We start from the raw sequence: 24,405 nt of genomic DNA on the forward strand, positions 1-24,405 counted from the left end.
GGCGTTGTGAGATGACAACGTCATCACGGTCAGCGTAGGCAGCCGAGATGACGCTGTCAACTGTCTGGGATGACTTTGTCATCAGCGGGAACCGGTCGAGGGGCCCGGACCGGGCGGCGGGGTCAGGTCACCAGACCCCGGCGGTACGCGTACACCACGGCCTGGACCCGGTCGCGCAGGTCCAGCTTCGTGAGGATGCGTGACACGTACGTCTTGACGGTCTCCTGGCTGATCACCAGGGTCGCGGCGATCTCGCTGTTGGACAGGCCGTTGGCGATCAGCCGGAGCACCTCCAGCTCGCGTAGGGTCAGCGGAACGCCGGCCGTGGTGTCGTCGGCGGGGCGGATGCGTGCGGCGTACCGGCCGACGAGTTGGCGGGTCACCTCCGGGGCCAGCAGCGCCGCACCGGTGGCGACGGTCCGGATGCCGTGCAGCAACTGGGCCGGTGGCGCGTCCTTGAGCAGGAACCCGCTCGCTCCGGCGCGCAGCGCCTCATAGACGTACTCGTCGAGGTTGAAGGTCGTCACCACGAGCACCTTGACGGGATCCGCGACGCCGGCCCCGGCGATCCTGCGGGTCGCCTCGATACCGTCGAGCACCGGCATCCGTACGTCCATCACCACCACGTCGGGGCGTAGCCGACCGGCGAGGTCGACGGCGGCCTGTCCGTCGCCGCACTCGCCGACGACCTCCAGATCGGGCTGCGCGCCGATGATCGTCGCGAAGCCGGTACGGATCAGCGCCTGGTCGTCGCAGATCAGCACCCGGACCGGGGCGGTCACGATGGGCCGCCGGTGGGGATGCGGGCGCGGACCAGGAAACCGCCGCCCGGCTGCCGGCCGGCGTCGAAGTCGCCGCCGAGCAGGCCGACCCGTTCGGCCAGGCCGGCCAGGCCGCGTCCCGCGCCGCCGGGAGACCCGGCGCTCGACCCCGATCCCGCGCTGCTGACCGTCACACTGATCTCCGTCTCGTCGTACCGGACGTGCACCGCTGTCGGCCCGCCGTGGTCGTACTTGAGTGCGTTCGTCAGGGCTTCCTGGACGACCCGGTAGGTGGTCGCCTCGGCGCTGCCGGTCGACTCCGGCGGCCCGCCCTCCTGCGTGAACTCCACCGGTTGGCCGGCCTGCCTGGTCTGCTCGACCAGTGCGCGCAGGTCGCCTGTGGACGAGGTGGCTGGCGTACCGCTGTGGTCGGGGTCGAGCAGGTCGAGCAGGTTCCGCAGGTCCGAGATCGCCCGCCGGCCGGTGCCGGTGATCGTGGTCAGCGTCTGGTCGAGGCGGTCCGGGGCGGCGGTCAGGTAGCGCGCCGCCTCGGCCTGCACCACCATCGCCGTCACATGGTGGGTCACGACGTCGTGCAGCTCGCGGGCGATCCGGGTGCGTTCGGCGATCCGGGTGCTCTCGGCGACGTGCCGGCGGTGCCGGGCCTCAGCCGCCCGGGTCGTCCGCAGCCACGCCCCGGCGCCCCAGGCCAGGGCCAGAGCCAGGTAGAACGTGACGAACCCGGCCAGGCCTTCGGCCGACCCGCGCTGGTCGAGAGCGACAGCCAACAGCACGTACGCGGCGGAGACCGCGACCAGGGTGGCCCGCCGGTGCCGGTCCAGGTGGGCTCCGGCGCTCAGCAGCGCGACCGGCAGCGCGGTGCCCGCGACCGTGTGGTAGCCGAGCAGCTGATCGGCGGCGAAACCGACCGACACCAGGGCGAGGCAGCTGCCCGGCCAGCGCCGGCGGCCGGCCAGCGGCAGGCACTGCAGGGCGACCACGGCGACAGCCAGCGCGTCGAACGGACGGTCGGGCAGGTCACCGAGCCGCGTACCCCGGTTGTCCAGCGCCGGCACCATGGTCGCGACGGCGAGCAGCAGCGCCAGCGGAAGGTCCCGGACCGTGACGTCGCAGCGCTGCCACCGCTCCCGGACTCCCCGGAGGTCGATCACCGGGTGACCGTAGCAACCGGCCCGACGCCGACGGCCCGCCGACGGCGGGCGACGATGTGCCCGCGCCGGTGGGCCAGCCACAGGAACACGACGGTCAGGATCGCCCCGGCGGCTACGGCGTACAGGCTCCCCTCCGGTCCGAACGCGCCGCCGGTGAGCAGAGCCGGGCCCGAGGTCGTGGCGTCCAGCAGCCCGTCCGGCTGGCCGGTGCCGGAGACGGCGGTGCCGAAGATGCCGCCGGCGGCGAAGTTCCAGCCGAAGTGCAGCCCGATCGGCAGCCACAGGTTGCGGGTGGCGACGTAACAGGCGGCGAGCATGAAGCCGGCTTCGATGGCGATGGCGGTCGCGCCCCACAGCCCGGCGTCCGGGTTGGGCAGGTGCGCCAGGCCGAACACCACCCCGGTCAGCAGCAGCGCGATCCAGGTGCCGGTGCGTTCCTCGACGATCCGGAACAGCACCCCCCGGAAGATCAGCTCCTCGGTCACGGCGGCGGCAGCCATGAATCCGATCAGCGCCACCGCGCCGGTCACCGAACCCAGCCCGTGCACCTGGTAGCCGCCGAGGGAGGCGATGGTGACGATGACGGCCACGAACATGGCGACGCCGATCAGCCCGCCCCACGCGGTCCGCGTCGCCGCGCCGGACCGGGCGATCTCCGTCGGTGCCCGGCGTTCGGTACGCCGTACCACCCAGGCGTAGACGAGGATCGCGGCGATGGCTGTCGCGACACCCGCTGCCAGCGTCAGCCAGGGGTTGCCGCCGACGCCGGCGACCACCCGGCTGCCGACGAATGCGACCGCCGCGACCGCCACGAGTTGTTTCACCAGACGCATGAGTGCTCCTTCGACGTGACCGTGGTCGATGCGCCGCGGTCATCGTCGAAAGGCTATGAAGGAACCGACCGGTGGGTCGTCACCGTCGGGTGGACACTTCGGGTAGCTCGCGCGGGGGACAAGACCTGCCGTCGGCTACCCGGCCGTCTCGGTGATGTCGGTGCTGACGGCCAGCGGCCGGCCGGTCTCGATGTCCCTGGTCAGGCTCTGGACGCGGGCCGTGGCCAGGCCGTACGAGTCGGATCCGAGAATCTGGTGCAGGGGCGCCGTGCCGGTCTCGGCGACGGTGATGATCGCGGTGGCGGCCTTCGCCGGGTCGCCGAGCTGGGTGCCGGGCATGGCCAGGTGGGCGTCGGTCATCTCGCGGATGGCGGCGTATCCGTCGGCGGTCCGGCCGGGCAGGCGCAGGCTGGCGCGCAGGAAGTCGGTGCGCAGATAACCGGGTTCGATGAGGTTGACCCGGATTTCGGCATCGGCGACCTCGCCGGCCAGGGACTGGGTGAGACCTTCCAACGCGTACTTGGCGGCGCAGTACGCGCCCCAGCCGGGGAACGCGGTCAGCCCGAGGATCGACGAGACGTTGATGACGTGGCCGCTGCGGCGGACGCGCATCCCGGGCAGGACGGCGCGCAGCAGGTTCCACGCCCCGAAGACCTGCACGTAGAACAGCTCCCGTACCTCGGTGTCGCTGATCTCCTCGACGGCGCCGAGCAGGCCGTAGCCGGCGTTGTTGACCACGACGTCGATGGCGCCGAAGCGGTCGGTGGCCGCCGCCACGGCGTCGACGACCTCCTGCTCGTCGGCGAGGTTCACCGGCAGAGCCAGCAGCCGCGACGTGTCGATGGACTCCAGGGCCGCGGTCAGCCGTGCGGTCGAGCGGGTGGTCGCCGCGACGTTGTCGCCGCGCGCCAGCAACTGCTTGACCAGCTCGAGGCCGAGCCCGAGCGATGCGCCGGTGACGAACCAGGTCGCGGGTCCGGTGGTGGGGTACGGCACGGTGTGTCTCCTTGTCGGTGTGTCGGCGTCCCTCCGGTCGGGGGACGGGCACCATGCTGCCGCCGCGTTCCAGACCCTCGACACCGTCTGCCGAGCCCAGCTCTGCCTGGGAACAGCATGCCCACCCTGGCGCTGGCACCAGGGGCGGCGGCGCGGCAATCATGGGGAGATGGCGGGACACGCGGACCTCGGTGACTTCCTGAGAAGACGTCGGGCCGCGATGACGCCCGAAGCCGCCGGCCTCGCCGTCCCGCCCGGTCAGAGCGGCCGGCGGGTACGCGGGCTGCGCCGCGAGGAGGTCGCCCACCTCGCCGGAGTGAGCGTCGACTACTACACCCGCCTGGAACAGGGCCGGCACGCCAGCCCGTCGGAGGCGGTTCTCGACGCCCTGGCCCGGGTCTTTCAACTCGACGCCGCAGCCCGTACCCACCTCACCGACCTGGCCCGCCCGGCCCGCCGCCGCGCCACCGCGGTCCGGATCCCGGCGCAGCGGGTCCGGCCCGCCATGGCGCAGCTGATCGCCTCGATGACCGACCATCCGGCCTTCGTCATCGGTCGGCGTACCGACGTCCTGGCCTCGAACGCCCTCGCCCGCGCCCTGCTCACCGACTGGACCCGCCTGCCGCCGAAGCACCGCAACTACACCCGGTGGGTCTTCCTCGACCCCGACGCCCGCGCCGCCTTCCTCAACTGGCCCACCGTGGCAGCCGAGGTGGCCGGCACGCTGCGCCTCTACGCCGGCAGATTTCCCGACGATCCGCAGCTCACCGAACTCGTCGGCGAACTGACCATCAAGAGCCCGGAGTTCCGCGCCTGGTGGAACGGCCACCAGGTGCACGAACGCACCCACGGCACCAAACAGATGGTCCACCCGGTGGTCGGCCCCATCACCATCCGGTACGAAGCGTTGGCGCTGCCCGGTGACGCGGACCAGACCTTGTTCATCTACACCACCGACCCGGGCAGCCCGTCACACGACAACCTGCGTCTGCTCGCCCTCTGGACCGATCAGCAGACCAACCCGCGGCCGAAGCCCACGCGCGCTGTTCCCGGTCCTGCCTGAGCCGGCCCTCAGCCGTGCCTGTGGTGGTCAGTCGCGGCGTAGCGCGAGCATCGCGATGTCGTCGACCAGCGGCCGGCCGTCGACCAGGGCGCTCATCACCGATACGCAGGCCGTCTCGGCGCTCGACGCGGTGATCGCCTCGCATACCTGCCGCAGCCCGCTGTCGATCGTCGGCCCGCAGCGCTCCACCAGCCCGTCGGTGAAGAAGAACAGCAGGGAGGCGGGGGTGAGGTCGACGGTGCTGACCCGACGCGGCCGGTCGATCCGGGTGCCCAACGGCAGATCGGCGGGGACCTGCAGGCAACGTGCCCCGTCGCCGTCGACCGCCACCGGTGGCGGGTGCCCTGCGGTGGACATCGACACCACCGTGGCGGTGGGGTCGATGGTGGCGTAGCAGACGGTGGCCATCATCCCCGGCTCGAAGTGCTGCACCTTGCGGTCCAGTCGGGCGAGGACGTCGGCCGGGTCGGTGGTTTCCAGAGCGTACGCGCGCAGTGCGCTGCGCAGCCGGCCCATCACGGTGGCGGCGTGCAGGCCCCGTCCGGTGACGTCGCCGATCGCGACCCCGACCCAGCCGTCCGGCAGCGGCAGTACGTCGTACCAGTCGCCGCCGACCCCGACGTCGTGCCCGGCGACGTAGCGGGCCGCGAACTGCAGACCCGGCACCGTCGGCAGGTCGGTGGGGAGCAGGTCGTGCTGCAGCGCGACGGTGGTGGTGCGGTCGACCTGACGTTCCCGGGCCTGACTGGCCATGGCGATCCGGTCGGCGACGAGACGCAACATCTGTTCGTCGTCGGCCCGGTAGATCCGCTGCTCCCGGCTCGCCACGTGCAGTACGCCGGTGACGCTGCCGCCGATGGTGACCGGGACCGCCAGCAGCGACCGGATGCCCTGGGCGCGCAGCCCGGGGTGGGCCAGTCTGTCGTCGTCGGGGTCGGCCAGCCGCACCGCCGACCCGGACGACATGACCTGCCCGGCGTACCCGCGACGCAGCGGCAGCCGCACCGGGTGACCGTGGAACGCCTCGATGCCCCAGGCGGCGGCGGTGACGAGTTGCTGCGAGTGGGCGTCGAGCAGGCAGACCGCTGCGGTGTCGACGTGGAGCAACTGGCCGGTCCTGGCCAGTGACTCGACGAGGAGGGCGTCGAAGCTGAGTCCGGACAGGGCAGGGTCGGTCACCGCCTCGATACGTTTGAGGCGCTCACCCGCGTTTTCGCCCTCGGCCTGCACGTCCGCAGCCTAGTCCAGCAGTCGGTCGGGGCCGCAACGAAGAGCGGCGATACGCGTGTCACGCGGCGGCCCGTACCGCCTGCACCAGATCGTCCACTGTGTCGACCGGTCGGTCGGCGCCGTCGAATTCGACCTCGACTCCGAATTCGGACTCGATCGCGTCGACCAGCCGCAGCAGTCCGAGTGAGTCGAGCCCCAGAGCGACAAGCGATCCGCCGCCGAGGACCTGCTCGGCCGCCACGTCGCCGCCGGTGGCGTCGCTGACCAGGTCCGCGACCCGGCGACGCAGCCGTACGTCGTCCATCGTCGTTCCTTTCGTTCTCGCCCGGTGCCCGACCGTCGGATCAGGCGCGGGAGGTGTCGGGCACCGGAGGTCTCGGGCCGCCGGAGGTGTCAGGCCCGGATGGTGGCCGCGTCGCGGACGACGTCGGCGATCTCGGCGATCGTCGGGGCGTCGAAGAAGGTCTCCAACGGCACCTCGACGCCGAGCCGCCGGTGGATCCGGCTGCTGATCCGGGTGACCGTGAGCGAATGCCCGCCCAGGTCGAACAGGTCCTCGTGCAGACCGATCTCGGGGATCTGCAGCACGTCCTGCCAGATCGTCCGGATCTCGGCCACGATCGGGTCCGCCGATTCGGGGTCTGTCGCGGCGGGGTCCGCCGCCGGCGCCACCGTCTCCGGGTCCGTCGGTACCACCGTCTCCGGGTCTGTCGGCGCCCGGCCGGCGACGTCGCGGGTCGGGGCCGGCAGGGCGGCGCGGTCGAGTTTGCCGTTCGGGCCCGTGGGCAGCTGGTCCAGCAGCACCCAGGCACCCGGCACCATCACCGCTGGCAGCGTCCGGGTGAGATGCTGGCGCAGCTGCGTCACGGTCGGTGCCGTCCCGGCCGGGACGAGGTACGCGACCAGCTGGCGGGTGTCGTCCGGCACGGCGCTGCCGTCGTCCGGTGCCGTCCCGGTGTGCAGCAGCACCGCCGCCTGGGCGATCGACGGATGCTCCAGCAGCCGGGCGGTGATCTCGCCGAGTTCGATCCGGTGGCCGCGGATCTTGACCTGGTCGTCGGCTCGGCCGAGGAACTCGATCTGTCCGTCCGGCAGCCACCGGCAGACGTCCCCGGTGCGGTAGCAGCGGGCGGCGGCGTCCCCGGCGGCGAACGGGTCGGTCACGAACCGTTCGGCGGTCAGCTCCGGCCGGCGAAGGTAGCCGGCGGCGACGCCGGCCCCGCCGAGCACCAGTTCACCCGGTACGCCGACCGGCACCGGCCGGCCACGCTCGTCGAGCAGGTACGCGGCGGTGTGCGGCAGCGGCCGCCCGATCGTCACCGCCGCCGGATCGGGCGGGATCTCCGCCATCGTCGCGTAGATCGTCGCCTCGGTCGGCCCGTACCCGTTGACCAGCCGGTCCACCCGCGCGCGCAACTGGCGGGCCACCGGCACCGGCAGCTCCTCGCCGCCGGTGACCGCGACCAGCGGGTCGGCCAGGCCGGCCGCCAGCAGCACCTGCCACCCGGACGGTGTCGCCTGCAGGTGGGTGACGCCGGTCTGGCGGACCAGCCGCAGCACGCCGGCACCGTCCAGGGCGCTCACCCCGGTCGCGACCACCACCGTCCCACCGGTGGTCAACGGCAGGTAGATCTCCACCGCGCTGATGTCGAACGACAGTGACGTCAACTGCAGCCACCGGTGACCGGGGCCGCCACCGAACCGGTCGCGCATCGCCTGCACGAGGTGCGCCAGGGCACCGTGCGGCACCACCACGCCCTTGGGACGACCGGTCGAGCCGGAGGTGTAGAGCACGTACGCCACGTCGTCGGCCCCGGGCCGTTGCGTCGGCTCCACCGGGCCGGGCAGGACGCACAGTCCGGCGAGGTCGGGCAGTCCGGCGAGGTCGCCCGGGTCGCCACCGGCGCCCGGGTCGCCACCGTCGGCAGGCTCGCTACCGTCGGCAGGCTCGCTACCGTCGGCAGGCTCGGTCCGGTCGAGGGCGAGCACCGGGACGCCGGTCGGCAGTCGGGCGGCCACGGCGGCCGTGGTGACCAGCAGCGCCGGTTCGGCGTCGCCGACGATCATCGTCTGCCGTACGGGTGGATGTCCGGGGTCGACCGGCACGTACCCGGCGCGGCAGCGCATGGCGGCGAGCTGCGCGGCGATCGCCTGCCAGGACCGGTCCAGCGCCACCGCGACCAGCGACCCCGCCCCGACGCCGAACTGGCGGAAGATCGCGGCGAGGCGGGCGCTGGCGGCGTCCAGTTCGGCGTAGCTGAGCTGCCGGTCGCCGTCGATCACCGCGACCGCCGCCGGATCCCGGCGCACCTGCGCGGCGAAGAGCTCCGGCACGGTGGCGGGTTCGGGGCGGCCCCGGTCGCCGGCGGCGAACACCCGGGTCACCTGGTCGAGTTCGTCGGCGGACAGCAACGGAAGGCCGTGGACCGGCTGGTGCGGGTCGGCGACCACGGCGGCGAGCATGATGCGCAGGTGCGTGCCGATCCGGGCGACCGCGTCGGCGGGGATCGCCGACGGGCTGTACTGCAGGCTCAGCTCGACCAGACCGACAGCGGCATCGCCTCCGCCGCCACCGTCGGACCCGCCACCGCCACCATCGCCGCCACCGTCGGACCCGCCGTCGGATCCGGATCCGGATCCGGGTCCGTCGACGACCTGCAGGTGCAGCGCGTTGCGGGCCGCTCCGCAGAACAGTGACCATTCGACGCTGCTCGGTACGCCGTCGAACACCGGCGCCGCGCCGCGTCGTCGGTAGCCGACCGACACCGGGGTGACCGACGGTGCCGGGCGCAGGCCGGTGACCACCTGCGCCAACGGCACCGACCGGATCGCGTTCAACGCGCGGACCTGCCGCCGCACGGCCGCCGCGTGGTCGCCGAAGCCGCCGTCGGTGACGGCGACGCACACCGGCAGTTCGTTGACGAACAGCCCGATCTCGTCGGCGGTGCCCGGCGTGCGGGTGGACAGTCCGACGCCGACCGGCACCTGCCGGTTGCCGTACCGGTCGAACACGGCCAGCACGACGGCGAGCAACAGTTCGAAACGGGTCACCCCGAGCGTGCGGCGGGCCCGGTCCAGCCCGTGGACCAGGTCCGCGTCGAGGGTGACCGGAACGCTGGCACCAGGTTCGGCGGCGACCGGCACCCGGGTGAGCCCGGGCAGGACGACACCGCCGGGCCCGGACCAGTGAGCGGCCCAGTGGGCCCGGGCAGCCGGGATCCCGGCCGCGACCCGGTCACGCTCCGCCGTCGCCCAACTCGCCGGGCCGGCCGCCGGCACCGCGTCCGCCGGACCGTCGGCCGCCCGACCGGCCGGATCGTCCGGGGCCGGCAGCCGGACAGGTCGGCCGGCCCGCGCCGCGTTGTAGGCCACCGCCAGGTCGCGGACCAGCACGTCCTTGGACATCCCGTCGAACACCAGGTGGTGGGCGGTGACCAGCAGCAGATGCCGCCCGTCGGTGCCGGCGAGCAGGCCGAACCGGGCCAGCGGACCGGTTCGCAGGTCGTGGGCCCGGGCGATCTCGGCGGCGACGCAGGCCGGGTCGGTGGCGTCGACCGCAGGGTCGCCGTCGGTCAGTTGCGGCCGTCGGGCGGCCGGCACGAGTCGCGGTACGCCGTCGACCTCGTCGACGCGGCAGCCGAGCATCGGATGCCGGGTGACCACGGCATCGCAGGCGGCGGCCAACGCGGCCCGGTCCAGGCCGTCGCCGAACCACACCCCCAGAGCCATGTGGTACGCCGTACCGGCCACCCCGGCCTGTTCGGTGAACCAGACAGCGTGCTGTGCGTACGTGGCGTCGGCGATGCCCACGGAACTCCTCCTGGTGGTCATTTCAGGTCGAACAGAGCGGTCAGTTGTCGTTTGAGGACCTTGCCGGCCTCGTTGCGGGGCAACGCGTCGGTCACCACCAGCCGGGCCGGCAGCTGGTGGTCGGCGAGCCGGCCGGTGAGGAACTGCCGTACCGCCGGTAGCCGCAGCGCGGCGGGGTCGCTGCCGGGGCGGGCCACCAGGACGGCGGCGACCGCCGACCCGAGCACCGGGTGCGGTACGGCGACGACCGCCGCCTGCCCGACGGCGGGATGCTCGTGCAGCGCCGCCTCCACCTCCAGGGTGGAGATCTTGAACGCACCCGACTTGATCACGTCCTGGTGGCGGTCGGTCAGGTAGAGGTAGCCGTCGTCGTCGAGCCGGCCGAGGTCGCCCATCCGTACCCAGCCGGCCCGGAAGGTGGCCCGGTTGGCCTCGTCGTCGCGAAAGTAGGCGCGCGGATGGGCGCAGCGCAGCCAGACCTCGCCGACGGTGCCGGGCGGCAGCGGGCGGCCCTGGTCGTCGGCGATGCGCAGCGCGCCGTCGACCGGCCGGCCGACTGCGGCGTGCCGAGCCGGGTCGTAGATCATCACGGTCTGCGCGGGTGCCGCCTCGGTCGACGAGTAGTAGTTGACGATCGTCGCGGCCGGGAACGCCGCGGCGAGCCGGGCGGCCACCGCCGGGGCCAGCGCCGCCGCGGTGGAGCCGACCAGCGCCACCCCGGAGGTGTCGCAGTCGTCCAGCACGCCGGACTCCAGGAGTTCGATCGCCATCGACGGCACCAGGAACAGGGTGCCGGCGGTGGGGATCAGCCGGGCGAACCGCAGCGGGGTGAACCGGGGCAGGGTCAGCGCCGCCGCCTTCGCGGTCATCGCGTTGAACAGCATCGTCTGCCCGGCGTTGGTGCCGATCGGGAACGCGTGCAGGAACCGCTGCGAGTGCGCCAACGCCAGCCGGCGGGGGTGGGTCGGTGCCCCGGCGACCAGGTTCGCGTGGCTGGCACCGACTCCTTTGGGGCGGCCGGTGGTGCCGGAGGTGTAGAGGATCTGCGCCAGGTCACCGGGGTGCGGCAGACCGATGCCGCCCTCATCGGCGGCACCGGACGGTTCCGTACCGTCGGTGGTGAGCAGGTCGGCGACGGACCGGACGGTCACCCCGGCCGGCACCACCGGCGCGGCGACGGGCCCGGATCGGGACGCGGACCCCGGTCCGGACCCGGATCCGTCGCCCATGCGGGATCCGTGGATCACCCAGCGGGCGTCGCAGTGTCCCAGCGCGTACGCCAGTTGACCCGGTGCGAGCCGGTCGGACAGTGGCACCGCGACCGCCCCGGCGCGCAGCACGCCGCAGTACGCCACCGCGTACCCGGTCCAGTCGCGGGCACCGAAGACCAGTCCGACCCGGTCGCCGGCACCGACCCCGGCGTCGCGCAGCGCCCGGGCGATCCGTCCGGCGTCGCGCCGCCAGTGCGCGAAGGTCAGCTGGTCGACGCCGGGCACCTCGACCGCGACCCGGTCGGGGTGCACGGAGCAGCGCCAGTCGAGCAGCTCCGGTACGGTCCGCACGGGCGCGGTCACCGGGCGCTCCGGGCAACCAGTCGGGCCTGTCGGACCTCGATGCCGACCAGGTCGTCCGGGGGCGCGTCGGGGACCTCGTCGTCGAAGCGGGACAACACCCGGGTCCGCAGCGACACGACGGCGGTCAGCCCGATGCACAGTCCGAACACGACGTACAGCAGGGCGATGCCCCGGCCCGGCCCGACGCCGATCACCGCGCCCACCGACGTCGCCAACGCGCCGTCGGGCATCAGCAGCGGCTCCAGTACGGCGGTCGCCAGCGGCGCGATCACCCCCCAGCCGAGCGGCATCGTCGACCAGGCGACCATCTGGTTGAGGGCGAACACCCGGCCGTGGAACCGGGCCGGCACCTTGATCTGGATGATCGTGTTGTAGATGCCGTTGACCAGGCCCAACGCGCAGTACATGCCGAAGGCTCCGGCGCCGATGACCAGCAGGCTCGGGCGTAGCCCGGTCACCACGCAGGCCACTGCGATGCCGAGGGTGCCGATCAGCACGGCCCGCATCCGGTACCGGCGCGGCCCGCCCCAGACCAGCATCACCAGGCCGCCGAGGGCCGCGCCGACGCCGCCGGTGAGCGCGATCCGCGCCACCTCGGCGAGGTCGGCGAAGCCGAGCACCAGCGGCGAGAGCAGGAACAGCACCGGGAACAGGAAGAGGTTCAGCGCGGCGAAGAAGGCGAGCATGCTGCGGAACTCGCGGCGGCGCAGCGAGTAGCGCAACCCGCCGAGGATCTCCTGCCCGAGGCTCTCCCGTCGCTGCAGCGCCAACGTGCGGGGGAACCGGATGGCGATCAGCACCGCGATGGCGAACAGGTACGCGGTCACGTCGATGACCATGATGCCGGCCAGGCCGACCGCCTCGAGTGCGCCGACCGCGAGCAGCGGCACCATGAACTGGGTCAGCCCGAGCGCGGTCTGGGTCACCCCGTTGGCGTGGCCGAGGAACCGCTTGGGCACCAGCTGCGGCACCGCCGACACGAACGCCAGCCGCTGGAACGCCAGCACCACCGACAGCCAGCCGACCAGCAGGTAGAAGTGCCAGATCTCGGCCCGGTCGGTGAGCAGCAGCCCGGCCATCACCGCCTTGGCCCCACCGGCGGCGACGCTCGCGGCCAGCAGCACCCGCCGGCGGCTCGTCCGGTCGATCACCGCCCCGGCCAGCGGCGCGAGCAGCAGGCCGGGCAGCAGGCTGACGATCGAGAAGAGCGCGAACCGGGCCAGCGAGCCGGTCTCCAGATAGATCCACAGTGGTACGGCGAAGTTGGTCAGTGCCGTACCGGTGGTGGTGATGATCTGGCCGGCCGCGACCAGGCCGAACCGGCGCAGGCTGGGCGGCGGCCCGGCCGGTTGGTCGGTGGGCGGCCCGGCGGCGGTACGGGACCCGACGGCGGTATCGCCGGTGGCGGGAGCAGCGGCTGCCGTGCTGACGGCGGCCGCCGGGCCCCGGTCGGAGACCGCCACCAGCCGCCACCCCGGATCCGGGGAGTCGTCGGCCGGTGAGCTGTCCGCCGGCACCGGGCCGGAGGATCGTGGTCCGTCGGCGGTGGCGTCGGACAGGCCGAGGTGGCTGCCGGTGACGATCGACGCCAGCTCCGCCGCCCGGTACTTCAGGAAGTAGTGCCCCGCCTCGTCGATCACCGCCAGCGCGGTCCGGTCGGTCAGGAAGTGCCACTCCTGGAACCGTTCCTGATGGAAGTCGGTGCTGCGGTCCTGCTCGCCGACGACCGAGATCACCGGGGCCCGCAGCGGGGTGACCCGGTCACGCAGCAGCGCGGTGAAGTACTCCTCGGAGACCTGCGCGTCGTGGCGCATCGCCCGGATCAGGAACGCCATCTCGTCCGGGTCGAGGGACCCGACCGCGGTGCCCTGCGCCTGCAACCAGGTCCGGTAGATCCGGTCACTGCGGATCCGGTCCACCAGGCGCATCCGTAGCAGCGGTCCGAGGAGGCCGCCGCTCGGGCGGCCGAACGGGAAGACCGCGCCGAGGTAGACCGCCGTCAGGTCCCGACCGGCCGCCTCCAACCGGCGGGCCACCTCGGTGGTGACCGCGCCGCCCGGCCCACAGTGTCCGTACAGGATCACCGGCCCGTCGACCCGGTCGAGGATCTCGCTGACCACCCCGTCGGCGATCTCCTCGATCGGTGCCGGTTCGTCGGCCAGGCCGATGTCGTGACCGGGCATCGCCACCGACAACAGCCGGTATCCGGGCGGCAGGGCGTCGGCCAGCGGCTGGTAGACGACCGCGCTGCCACCGCCGTACGGGACACAGACCAGGGTCGCGACCGGCCGTCCGGTGGTCACCGGGGCGGTCAGCTCGTGCAGCAGGCCGTCGGCCCGCGCGGCACCGTCGGTAAGCAGCGCCGCGAGGTCACGTACGGTCCGGTGCCGGAACAGGTCCATCACGGTGACCGACGGCCGTTCGACGTCGGGGCGGACCTGCGGCAGTTGCCGGCGCAGCCGGGCGATCACCTGGGTGGCCAGCAGGGAGTGTCCGCCCAGGTCGAAGAAGTCGTCGGTGGCACCGACCCGGGGCACCTGCAGGACGGCCTGCCAGATCTCCGCGATCATCGTCTGCACCGGGCCGTGCGGCGCGACGTACGCCCCGGTGGGTGGCCCGTCGGACGGCTCCGGCAGTGCCGCCCGGTCGACCTTGCCGTGGTCCTGCAGTGGGAGCCGGTCCAGCCAGCAGAACCGGGCGGGGATCATGTGGTCCGGGAGCCGGTCGGCGAGCAGCCGACGCAGCTCGGCGGGCTCCGGGGCGGCCGGTGGGTCGGCCCTGGGCGCTGCCGGCTGGTCGGCCCGTTCCAGGTAGCCGACGAGCCGGTCGTCGCGCAGCACTGCTGCGGCCTGCCGGACCCCGGGCAGTTCCCGCAGGGCCGTCTCGACCTCACCCAGCTCCACCCGGTAGCCACGGATCTTGACCTGGTGGTCGGTGCGGCCGAGGAAGACCAGGTTGCCGTCGGCGCGCCATCTGCCGAGGTCGCCGGTGCGGTACAGCCGGTCGCCGGGGGCACCGGACGGGTCGTCGACGAACCGCTGCGCGGTCAGTTCCGGCTGGTGCAGGTAGCCCTCGGCGAGCCGGTCGCCGCCGAGGTAGATCTCGCCGGGCACCCCGACCGGCACCGGCCGCATCCGGGTGTCGAGCACGGACACCCGGGCGTACGGCAGCGGCCGTCCGATGGGGACGCTGCCCGGCCCCCGCTCGTCGGGTGACACCCGGTACGTGGTGACGCCGACCGTCGCCTCGGTGGGGCCGTAGTGGTTGAACACCGGCACCCCGTGCCCGGCCAGCTCGGCGGCCCAGGCCAGGTCGGCCGCCTCACCGCCGAGGATCAGGGCCCGCCGGGGCAGCAGCCGGGCGGTGCCCGCCTCGGCGGCCAACGCCCGCAGATGCGACGGGGTCATCTTCAGGTAGTCGATGGCGTCGGACCGCAGCACCTCGGCGAGTTCGTCGCCGGTGCACCGGCGGGGCACCAGGTGCACGCAGCCGCCGGTCGCCAGCGCCAGGTAGAAGACCGTCACGCTGAAGTCGAACGACAGCGACTGCAGCAGCGCGTACCGGGCGGCCGGCACCACGGCGAACCGTTCGGCGACGCCGTCGAGGTAGTTGAGCACCGGCCGGTGGGCGACCGCGACCCCCTTGGGCACCCCGGTGGAGCCGGAGGTGTAGATGACGTACGCCAGGTCGTCGCCGCCGGCACCGCCGTCCGGTGGGCGCGTCGGTCGACGCGCCAGCTCCGGGCCGATCCGGTCCAGGCAGATCGCGGCCGCCACCGCCGGTGGCGCCGCGTCGCCACCGAGCCCGGTACGCACGGTGGTGCTGGTCAGTACGGCGGCCGGCGCGGCGTCGGCGAGCATCAGCGCCAGCCGGGCGGTCGGCTGCTCCGGATCCAGCGGCAGGTACGCGCCACCGGCGCGCAGCACCCCGAGCAGGGCGACGGCCAGCTGCACCGACTGCTCCAGGCAGACGCCGACCACCCGGCCGGGGCGTACCCCGTGTTCGCGCAGGTGGTGGGCCAGCTGGTTGGCCTGCCGGTCCAGGTCGGCGTAGCTGATCCGGTCGTCGCCGCAGACCACCGCCGTCGCCTGCCCGGCGGCCACCGCGTGCCGGGTGACCAGGTCGGCCAGGGTGGCCGCCCCGGCGGTCACCGGGCGGGGCCGGTCTGCCGGCGGCACCGGCCCGGTCGCGTACCCGTCCAGCTCCCGCCGCTGCGCGGCGTCGAGCAGCGGCAGGTCCACCACCGGCCGGTCGGGTGCGGCCACGGCGGCCCGCAGCAGCGCCTGGTAGTGGCCGGCGAGCCGGGCCACGGTCGCGGCGTCGAACAGGTCGGTGTCGTAGACCAGCATCGCCCGCAGCAGCCCGTCGTCGGTTTCGCTGACGTACAGCGACAGGTCGAACCGGGCGGCGGCGGCGTCGCTGCCGAACGCCGCGGTCTCGATCCCCGCCGGCCACCGGCTCTGCGCCCGCCCGTAGTTCTGCAACGTGAACAGCACCTGGAACACCGGTGCCCGGCTGACGTCGCGGCTGACGTTCAACTCCTTGACCAGCCGTTCGAACGGCACCTGCTGGTGGCTGAGCGCCCCGAGCACCCGGCGGCGGGTACGCCGCAGCACCTCGGCGAAGCTCGGCTCCCCGTCGTCGGCGCCGGGCTCCCCGCTGTCGCCGTCGCCGCGCTGCCCAACGGCACCGCGCTCGCCTGCGGCGTCGGTGCGCGACAGGTCGGCGCGGATCGCGACCGTGTTGACGAAGAGCCCGACCAGGTTCTCCACCTCCGGCACCACCCGGCCGGCGACCGGGGAGCCGACGGCGAAGTCCCGCTGACCGCTGTAGCGCGACAGCACGGACTGCCAGCCGGCGAGCAGGATCATGTAGAGGGTGCTGCGGTGCGTGCGGCCGAGCCGGCGCAGCCCGGCGGTCAGCTCGGCGTCGACGGTGAACCGGTGTACGTCACCGGCGTACGACTGCGCCGCCGGCCGGGGCCGGTCGGTCGGCAGGTCCAGCGCCGGCACCCCGGCCAGCGTCGTCGTCCAGTACGCCAGCTCCCGTTCGGCGGCCGGACCGTCGGCCCGGTCGCGCTGCCAGCGGGCGTAGTCGACGTAGTCGATGGCCGGCGGTGGCGGCACCGGCCGGCCGTCGGTGAGCGCGCCGTAGAGGGTGGCGACCTCGGTGAGCAGCAGGTTCAGCGACCAGCCGTCGCTGACGATGTGGTGCATCCCGACGTGCAGCACCTGGTCGCCCTCGCCGAGGCGGACCAGCAGCGCCCGCAGCAGCGGGGCGGCCGCCAGGTCGAACGGCGACCGTACGGCGTCGTCGACCAGCCGCCGGGCGTGTGCCTCGTCGACCGCGTCGGTCACCGTGAACGGCACCGCGACCTCCGGCACCACCTCGACCTGCGGCTCGCCGTCGGGGCTCTCGGTGAACCGCATGCGCAGGCTGTCGTGGCGGGCGGCGACGGTGTCCAGCGCGGCGCGTAGCAGCCCGGCGTCGAGCGGCCCGCGCACCCGTACGGTGCTGTGCACCACGTAGCCGGCGGTGCCCGGGGTCAGCTGCTCGGTGAACCAGATTCGCTCCTGGCCGAACGACAAAGTCGGACTTTGCCCTTTTCGGTGCTGAATCACGTGTGATTGAATAGGGATGTCCTGCGCTGGTAGGTCAAGATTCGTCACCCAGGCCGCCCTCAATCTCTCGTCATGAACCATCAGCCTGACTTGCGTCATCGAGACATGGGAATCAACTTTTGGTGCAAGGTGGTGCAGACGAACGATCGATTCGCTGCACGTCGTGCCGTCGTACCGTCAGGAATGCGATTCGCGGATGCTGTCGTGCCCACCGAGTGGGCCATGGACGATCTGATCCACGCCGAGTTTCACGCGGGCCGCACCGACCGCGGCCCGATGACCTGGGCCCAGCAGGTGATGTGGCGCGCCGCCACCTTGTCGAAGACCCAGCACCTGTTCCTCAACCTGCGCCGGGTGCTCGCGGTGCCCCGCCGGGCACCCGACGACCTGACCAGCGTGGCGCGGGCGATCGGCACCCTGGTCGGCCGGCACGCCGGGCTGCGGACCCGGGTCTGCCCGACTCCGGAGGGCACCGACCGCCAGGAGGTCGCCGCCGCTGGGCAGGTGCCGATTCTGGTCGTGGCCGGTGCCGGTGACGGCAGCGAGGCCGCCGCCGGGTTGATGCGCCGCCTCGGCGACGTCGCGTTCGACCACGCGCGGGAGTGGCCGGTGCGGTTCGCCGTGGTCCAGGTCGACGATCGGGTACGCCAACTGGTACTGATCTTCAGTCACTCCACGGTGGACGCCTATGCGGTCGACGTGGTCCTGCGTGACTTGCGGTTGATTCTGCTCCGGGGCGACCTGCGCACCCCCGCAGGGCTGCAGTCGCTGGACGTGGCACGCCGTCAGCACGGCCCCGACCAGGCCCGGTCGGACCGGGCGGTGGCGTACTGGGCCCGACGGTACGAGCGGCTGGCCGGCACCCCGTTCGACCAGGTGGCGCCCGAGCTCACCCCCCGGCTGCGCCGGGGCACCCTGGTCTCGCCGGCCGTCGCCACCGCCGCCCGGATGATCGCCGCCACGCATCGCACCAGCGTTTCCACGGTGCTGCTCGCCGCGTCCACGGCGCTCGCCGCCGGCGCGACCGACCGGCAGGTCTGCGGTTTGTTCAACATGGCGCACAACCGATTCCGACCCGAGTACGTCGACGCCGTGGCCAATCTTGGACAGATCGGCTTCTGTTTCCTTGATGTTGCCGACCGGCCGAGTTTCTTCGAGCTGCTACCACGGATCTACCGGGTCGCGCTAGACGGCTATTCGCACGCCTACTACGACACCGCAGCGATGCGAAAGAATTTCGAGACGATGGGGTACGACTACACCACGGCATTTCTCCCGCACTACTATTTCAACGACGTACGGTTGCCGGCAGGCAACGCGCTCGACGACGTCGTCGAGCGGTCCGAGCCTCAGCTACGGGCCGCCGCCGAGCGCAGCACCTTCAGCTGGACCGACGGGCTCGACGTCGCCTCCTGGCACCGGCTGATCCACGTCGTGGACGCCCCGGACGCCGTCGGGCTCACCCTGAGCGCGGACAGCCGGTTCCTGCCACCGGAGACGGTCGAGCCCTACCTGCGGGACCTGGAGCGGCTGCTGATCGAGGCCGCCCACCGTGACGTCGGCTGGCCCTGGCAGCCCGGCGGGCGCGGCTGAGCCGTCCGGTGCCCAACATTCGGGTCGCCGCGTCGTCGGCCGCCGTGGCACCGCTGACCTGGAGCCAACGCGCCACCTGGCCGGACCGGGCCGCCTTCGACACCGCCCCGGCGGTGCCCTACCTGCCCCGCACCCTGCGGGTGCCCGACCGGGTCGACGCCGACGTCGGGCGGCTGAGCCGGGCGGTCGGGCTGCTCGTCGAGCGGCACGCGGCGCTGCGAACCGGCTTCCAGCCGGCCGGCGACGACCTGTGCCAGGTGGTCGCGGCCACCGGCACGCTGCCGGTGCGCCTGCTCGCCGTACCGCCGTCGCGGGCCGACCCCGACGGTGCGCGGGCCGCGACGGAGCTCGCCGCGGAACTGGCCGCCGACCCGGTGGACCACCGTGACGAGTTCGCCCTGCGGGTCGGTCTGGTCCGCTGCGGTGACCGGATACGTCAGGTGGCGCTCGCCTTCAGCCACGCCGTGGTCGACTTCCACGCCGCCGAGATCCTGCTGCGGGACCTGCGGCTGGCGGTGCTGCGCGGTGCCGTACCCGGACCGGCCGGCTGGCAACCGGCGGACGTCGCCGCCGACGAGGCGCGCCACGGCGGCCCCCGGTCGCAGCGGGCGGCGCGGCACTGGCTCGCGCAGTTCGAGCGCCTGCCCGCCGAGATGTTCCCGGCCGGGGTCGGTGCCGGGTCGCATGATCCGGTCGGCGCCGGGCCACGGCACCGGGTCGCCCGGTTGGTCTCCGGCGCGGTGGACCTGGCCGCCCGGGCGGTCGCCGCCCGGTACGGGGTGAGCACCGCCACGGTGCTGCTGGCCGCGATCGCCCTGGCGGTCGCCGACCGGGCCGGCACCGACGGCTGTGGGCTGGTCACCATGTCCAGCAACCGGTTCCGGGTGCACCACCGCACCGCCGTCGCCAGCCTCAACCAGATCGGACTGTGTCACCTCGACCTGACCGGCCGGCGTCGCCTCACCGACCTGCTCGGCCCGACCTGGCAGGCGGCACTGGCGGCGTACCGGCACGCCTACTACGACCCGGCGACGCTGGCGGCGGCGTTCGCCGCGCGTGGACACCACCTCGCCTCCGCGTTGGCACCACACTGTTACGTCAACGACCTGCGGCTGCCCCGGGAGAGCGGGCCGGCACCGGTCGCCGACCGGGCGGCACTGTGGGCCGCGACCGACCGCAGTGTGCTGACCTGGCTGCCGGCACCGGACCGGTTTGCCTGGCGGTGCCGCTGGCAGGTGATGGACGACCCGGGCGGGGCCGCGCTGGTGGTCACGGCGGACACCGGGTACCTGCCGCCCGGCGACGTCGAGGACCTGCTGGTCACCGTCGAGGCGAGCCTGGTGCGGGCCGCCGGCGGCTGACCCGGCGACCGGGGCCCAGAGGTTGCACTGTGGGGGATGGCCCGGTCACTGTTCCACCTGAAAGTGTCCTGCTCCGCCCCCGTCGTGTGGGGGCGGGGCAGGTCGCGGTAGGCGTGGTTGCCTACGGAACGCGAGGTGACCTCCGCAGGTGGCCGGATCAGGCCACCGTCACCGGGTTGGCCGGTGCTGGCGGAGCCACTGAGCTCCAGCAGGCTAGCGGCGGTGGTCTGCGGCGGTGCGGCGGCGCCGGGCGATGGTGAGCTGCGCCGCACCGCCACCCATTTCCGACACCCATCGGCGCGACGGCGGTCACCGGGCGGAGTCAGCGGGCGGGAGTCAGCGGGCGCTGGCTCCGGCCCGACGCTTGGTCCACACGTCGAAGGCGACCGCAGCGAGCAGCACCGCGCCCTTGACCAGCATGACGTTCTCGCTGGACGCGCCGATCAGTGACATGCCGTTGTTGATCACGCCCATGATCAGGCCGCCGGTGACCGCGCCGATCACCTTGCCGACCCCGCCCTGCACGGCGGCACCGCCGATGAAGGCGGCGGCGATCGCGTCCAGCTCGAAGGTGTTACCGGCGGTCGGTCCGGCCAGGTTGAGCCGGCCGGCGAAGACGATCCCGGCGACCGACGCCAGCACACCCATGTTGACGAAGATCCAGAAGACCACCGAGCGGGCCTTCACCCCGGACAGCACTGCGGCCTGCAGGTTGCCGCCGATGGCGTAGATCTGCCGGCCGAAGACGGCGCGCTTGGTCAGCAGGGAGTAGCCGAGCACCAGCGCTGCCAGCAGCACCAGCACCCAGGGCAGGTTCTTGAACCGGGCCAGTTGCACGATGACGAACAGCACCACCGCCGACGCGCCGAGGATCTTCAGCAGGAACAGCGGCAGCGGCTCGACCGCCTGGTCGTAGCCGAGCTTGGCGGCCCGGGCCCGCCACTGGCTGACCGCGATCCCGCCGACGGCGAACAGGCCGATCAACAGACTTGTCAGGTCCGCGCCGCCGAGCGGACCGAGTCCGATGTTGCCCAGATAGCCTTCGGTGAAGCCGTTGGCGAGGGTGCGGACCGGGTCCGGGAACGGCCCGATGCCCTGGTTGCCGAGCACCGTCAGGGTCAGCGCCCGGAACAGCAGCATGCCGGCGAGGGTGACGATGAACGCCGGAATCCCGAAGTACGCGATCCAGAAGCCCTGCCAGGCGCCGATCGCGGCACCGGCGATGACGGTGATCAGCAGCGCCAGCGGCCAGGGCACGTCGTGCTCGACCATCAGGACGGCGGCGATCGCCCCGGTCACCCCGACCACCGAGCCGACCGACAGGTCGATGTGCCCGGCGATGATGATCAGGATCATCCCGATCGCCAGGATCAGCACGTACGAGTTCTGCACGATGATGTTCGAGATGTTCTGCGGCTGCAGCAGCGCGCCGTCGGTCAACACCGCGAACAGCGCGACGATCAGCCCGAACGCGATGTAGATCCCGCTCTCGCGGATGTTGATTCGGGCGGCGTTCACCGACCGGCCTCCTGTCCCTGCACCATGTGCTGCATGAGTCGTTCCTGGGTGGCGTCGGCACGCTGGACCTCGCCGGTGATCCGGCCGGCCGACAACGTGTAGATCCGGTCGCAGAGCCCGATCAGCTCAGGCAGCTCCGAGGAGATGACCAGGACCGCCGTACCGTTGTCGGCGATCTGGTTGATGATCGAGTAGATCTCGTACTTGGCGCCGATGTCGATGCCCCGGGTCGGTTCGTCGAGGATCAGCACGTCCGGCTCGGTGAAGATCCACTTGGAGAGCACGACCTTCTGCTGGTTGCCGCCGCTGAGCTTGCCGACGATGCTGGCCACGCTCGGGGCCTTGATGTTCATGTTGGCCCGGAACTCCTGGGCCACCCGGTGCTCCGCGCCCTCGTCGACCCAGCCGCGCCGGGCCAGCCGGCTCAGCCCGGCCGCCGACACGTTGCGCTGGATGTCCTCGATCAGGTTCAGGCCGTACCGCTTGCGGTCCTCGGTGGCGTACGCCAGTCCGTGGTCGATCGCCTCGCGAACTGAGCGCAGTTCCACCGGTCGGCCGTCCTTGACGAGCCGGCCGCTGATGTCGCGGCCGTACGCCCGCCCGAAGACACTCATCGCCAGCTCGGTCCGCCCGGCACCCATCAGTCCGGCGAGGCCGACGATCTCGCCCCGGCGCAGGGTCAGGTTCGCCCGGTCGATCACCAGCCGGTCACCGTCGGGGGAGTGCACCGTCCAGTCCTCGATCCGCAGCGCCTCGGCACCGATCGACGGGGTCCGGGGTGGGAACCGGTGCTCCATCGACCGGCCGACCATGCCGGAGATCAGCCGGTCCTCGGTGACCCCGTCGTCGGCCACGTCGAGGGTCTCGATCAGCTCACCGTCGCGCAGGATGCTGATCGTGTCCGCGACGGCGAGGATCTCGTCGAGCTTGTGCGAGATGATCACGCAGGTGATGCCGGTGTCACGCAGCCCACGCAGCAGGTCCAGCAGGTGCGCGGAATCCTCGTCGTTGAGCGCGGCCGTCGGCTCGTCCAGGATCAACAGCTTGACCTGCTTGGACAGTGCCTTGGCGATCTCCACGAGCTGCTGCTTGCCGACGCCGATCTCGGACACGATCGTGGTCGGGTTCTCGGCCAGACCCACCGTGGCCAGCAGCCGGGCCGCCTGGTGGTTGGTGTGGTTCCAGTCGATCAGCCCGCGCCGGGTCTGCTCGTTGCCGAGGAAGATGTTCTCCGCGATGGACAGCTGCGGGCACAGCGCCAGCTCCTGGTGGATGATGACGATGCCCCGGTGCTCGCTGTCGCGGATGCCGGCGAAGTGGCACGGCCGGCCGTCGAAGGTGACCTCTCCGGCGTACGACCCGTGCGGGTAGACGCCGGAGAGGACCTTCATCAGGGTCGACTTGCCGGCGCCGTTCTCGCCGCAGATGGCATGGATCTCGCCCCGGCGTACGCTCAGGTTCACGTCGTGCAGAGCGCGTACGCCGGGGAAGGTCTTGGTGATTCCCCGCATCTGCAGGATGGCGTCGGCGGTCATCGTCGGCTCAGCCCAGCTGGTCCGCGGTGTAGTAGCCGCTCTCGATCAACAGCTCGTAGTTGCTCTTGTCGATGATCACCGGTTCGAGCAGGTACGACGGGACGACCTTCTCGCCGTTGTCGTAGTCGGTGGTGTTGTTGACCTCCGGCTCGTTCCCGTTGAGGATGGCGTGCGCCATCTCGACCGTTTTCTTGGCCAGCTCCCGGGTGTCCTTGAAGATCGTCGAGTACTGCTCGTCGGCCAGGATCGACTTGACCGAGGCCTCCTCGGCGTCCTGCCCGGTCACCACCGGGTAGGGCTGGCCGGCGGTGCCGTACCCGTTGCTCTTGAGCGCGGACAGGATGCCGATGGAGAGTCCGTCGTACGGCGAGAGCACCCCGTCGACGGTGACGCCGCCCTGGTAGGTCCGGGTGAGGATGTTCTCCATCCGCTGCTGGGCGGTGCCCGGGTCCCAGCGCAGGATCGCGACGGTGTCGAAGTCGGTCTGGCCGCTGCGGACCACCAGCTTGCCGGAGTCGATGTGCGGCTGCAGCACCGACATCGCGCCGTTGAAGAAGAAGGTGGCGTTGTTGTCGTCCGGGGAGCCGGCGAACAGTTCGATGTTGAACGGTCCGGTGGCCGCACCGGCGGAGCCGTCCGCGTTGAGCATGCCGAGCCCGACGAGCAGCGAGGTGGCCTGCTGGACGCCGACCTTGAAGTTGTCGAAAGTGGCGTAGTAGTCCACGTTGGGGCTGTTACGGATCAGCCGGTCGTAGGCGATGACCGGGATGCCCTGGTCAGCGGCCTGCTCCAGCTGGGTGGAGAGCGCGGTGCCGTCGATCGAGGCGACGATCAGCAGCCGGGCACCCCGGGTGATCTGGTTCTCGATCTGGTTGGCCTGGGTGGGGATGTCGTTCTCGGCGTACTGCAGGTCGACCTCGTAGCCGAGCTCCTCCAGCGCGGCCTTGACGTTGTCGCCGTCGCTGATCCAGCGCTCGGAGACCCGGGTCGGCATGGTGACACCGACGAGGGCTCCGGTGTTGTCGCCGCCGGTGCCCTGCTGGTCGACGGTCTTCTCACTGGATCCGCAGGCGGTCAGCGCGGCGGCCAGCACGGCTGCCGCGCCGACCGCGACCGCGCGTCGACTCATGGTGATGGTGCGTGGGTACACGAACGTCTCCCCTCGGGTGGGATGCCCGCGGCGGTCGCCACGGGTGGGAGTGCCGGGTGCGGCACCGGCGATCGGGCCGGACGGCATGACCGCAGGTACGCCGACCGAGGTCGGGGACAGGGCGGCGGCGCGGCTGGCGCAGCCGTCCACATTAGGGATATGTTGCCTGGTCGTTGGCCGTGTGAGTC

Annotated in this window: 15 protein-coding genes; 3 read left to right on the forward strand and 12 right to left on the reverse strand. The window is 72.4% G+C overall.

Annotation, left to right across the window (positions count from 1 at the left end; genetic code table 11):
• Window positions 1–122 precede the first annotated feature (122 nt).
• The 4 genes from ACN28F_RS23615 to ACN28F_RS23630 form a co-directional block, all read right to left on the reverse strand.
• Window positions 123–782, reverse strand: a complete 660-nt coding sequence (locus tag ACN28F_RS23615) for a response regulator (RefSeq protein ID WP_421359736.1) — start codon at window positions 780–782, stop codon at window positions 123–125.
• The gene (locus ACN28F_RS23620; protein ID WP_421359738.1) at window positions 779–1,933 is read right to left on the reverse strand and encodes a sensor histidine kinase; all 1,155 of its coding nucleotides are present in this window, start codon (window positions 1,931–1,933) and stop codon (window positions 779–781) included. Before ACN28F_RS23620 ends, ACN28F_RS23615 begins: the two co-directional genes overlap by 4 nt.
• A complete protein-coding gene (locus ACN28F_RS23625) occupies window positions 1,930–2,766 on the reverse strand; it encodes a CPBP family intramembrane glutamic endopeptidase (RefSeq protein ID WP_289210071.1) in 837 nt (278 codons plus the stop codon). Before ACN28F_RS23625 ends, ACN28F_RS23620 begins: the two co-directional genes overlap by 4 nt.
• Window positions 2,767–2,901: 135 nt before the next feature.
• Window positions 2,902–3,762: an SDR family NAD(P)-dependent oxidoreductase gene (locus tag ACN28F_RS23630; RefSeq protein WP_421359740.1), complete on the reverse strand. Its 861-nt coding sequence runs from the start codon at window positions 3,760–3,762 to the stop codon at window positions 2,902–2,904.
• A 169-nt stretch (window positions 3,763–3,931) separates the two neighbouring features.
• Here ACN28F_RS23630 and ACN28F_RS23635 point away from each other — a divergent pair, with 169 nt between their 5' ends.
• Complete coding sequence (locus tag ACN28F_RS23635) at window positions 3,932–4,825, forward strand: helix-turn-helix transcriptional regulator (protein WP_421359742.1); 894 nt, start codon at window positions 3,932–3,934, stop codon at window positions 4,823–4,825.
• Window positions 4,826–4,852: 27 nt separating this feature from the next.
• On the opposite strand, the gene ACN28F_RS23640 is transcribed toward ACN28F_RS23635, so the two are convergent.
• The 5 genes from ACN28F_RS23640 to ACN28F_RS23660 all read right to left on the reverse strand — a co-directional run bounded on the left by ACN28F_RS23640 (window position 4,853) and on the right by ACN28F_RS23660 (window position 17,027).
• Complete coding sequence (locus ACN28F_RS23640) at window positions 4,853–6,055, reverse strand: PP2C family protein-serine/threonine phosphatase (protein ID WP_289210074.1); 1,203 nt, start codon at window positions 6,053–6,055, stop codon at window positions 4,853–4,855.
• A gap of 58 nt (window positions 6,056–6,113) precedes the next feature.
• A complete protein-coding gene (locus tag ACN28F_RS23645; RefSeq protein WP_289210075.1) occupies window positions 6,114–6,359 on the reverse strand; it encodes an acyl carrier protein in 246 nt (81 codons plus the stop codon).
• 89 nt (window positions 6,360–6,448) lie between these two features.
• Window positions 6,449–9,865 (reverse strand): non-ribosomal peptide synthetase, encoded by a 3,417-nt coding sequence (locus ACN28F_RS23650; protein ID WP_421359743.1) that lies wholly within the window; start codon window positions 9,863–9,865, stop codon window positions 6,449–6,451.
• 17 nt (window positions 9,866–9,882) lie between these two features.
• The gene (locus tag ACN28F_RS23655; RefSeq protein ID WP_421359744.1) at window positions 9,883–11,439 is read right to left on the reverse strand and encodes an AMP-binding protein; all 1,557 of its coding nucleotides are present in this window, start codon (window positions 11,437–11,439) and stop codon (window positions 9,883–9,885) included.
• Window positions 11,436–17,027 carry an amino acid adenylation domain-containing protein gene (locus ACN28F_RS23660; protein WP_421359745.1) on the reverse strand — a complete coding sequence of 1,864 codons (5,592 nt, stop codon included), beginning with the start codon at window positions 17,025–17,027 and terminating at the stop codon, window positions 11,436–11,438. The genes ACN28F_RS23655 and ACN28F_RS23660 overlap by 4 nt, the downstream gene beginning before the upstream one ends.
• Window positions 17,028–17,264: 237 nt before the next feature.
• On the opposite strand from ACN28F_RS23660, the gene ACN28F_RS23665 reads away from it, so the two are divergent.
• A complete protein-coding gene (locus ACN28F_RS23665) occupies window positions 17,265–18,653 on the forward strand; it encodes a condensation domain-containing protein (RefSeq protein WP_289210079.1) in 1,389 nt (462 codons plus the stop codon).
• Between the two features lie 8 nt (window positions 18,654–18,661).
• Entirely contained in the window at window positions 18,662–20,014 is a 1,353-nt protein-coding gene (locus tag ACN28F_RS23670; RefSeq protein WP_289210080.1) for a condensation domain-containing protein, read from the forward strand.
• 336 nt (window positions 20,015–20,350) lie between these two features.
• On the opposite strand, the gene mmsB is transcribed toward ACN28F_RS23670, so the two are convergent.
• Genes mmsB through chvE form a run of 3 tightly spaced genes read right to left on the reverse strand, consistent with a single transcriptional unit; the run spans window position 20,351 to window position 24,196 of the window.
• Window positions 20,351–21,532 (reverse strand): multiple monosaccharide ABC transporter permease, encoded by a 1,182-nt coding sequence (gene mmsB, locus ACN28F_RS23675; RefSeq protein WP_289210081.1) that lies wholly within the window; start codon window positions 21,530–21,532, stop codon window positions 20,351–20,353.
• Entirely contained in the window at window positions 21,529–23,067 is a 1,539-nt protein-coding gene (mmsA, locus tag ACN28F_RS23680) for a multiple monosaccharide ABC transporter ATP-binding protein (protein WP_289210082.1), read from the reverse strand. Before mmsA ends, mmsB begins: the two co-directional genes overlap by 4 nt.
• Before the next feature lie 7 nt (window positions 23,068–23,074).
• Entirely contained in the window at window positions 23,075–24,196 is a 1,122-nt protein-coding gene (gene chvE / locus ACN28F_RS23685) for a multiple monosaccharide ABC transporter substrate-binding protein (protein ID WP_289210868.1), read from the reverse strand.
• Between the last annotated feature and the right edge of the window lie 209 nt (window positions 24,197–24,405).

Origin of the sequence: Solwaraspora sp. WMMA2101 (assembly GCF_049179175.1) — a bacterium.
GTDB lineage: Bacteria > Actinomycetota > Actinomycetes > Mycobacteriales > Micromonosporaceae > Micromonospora_E.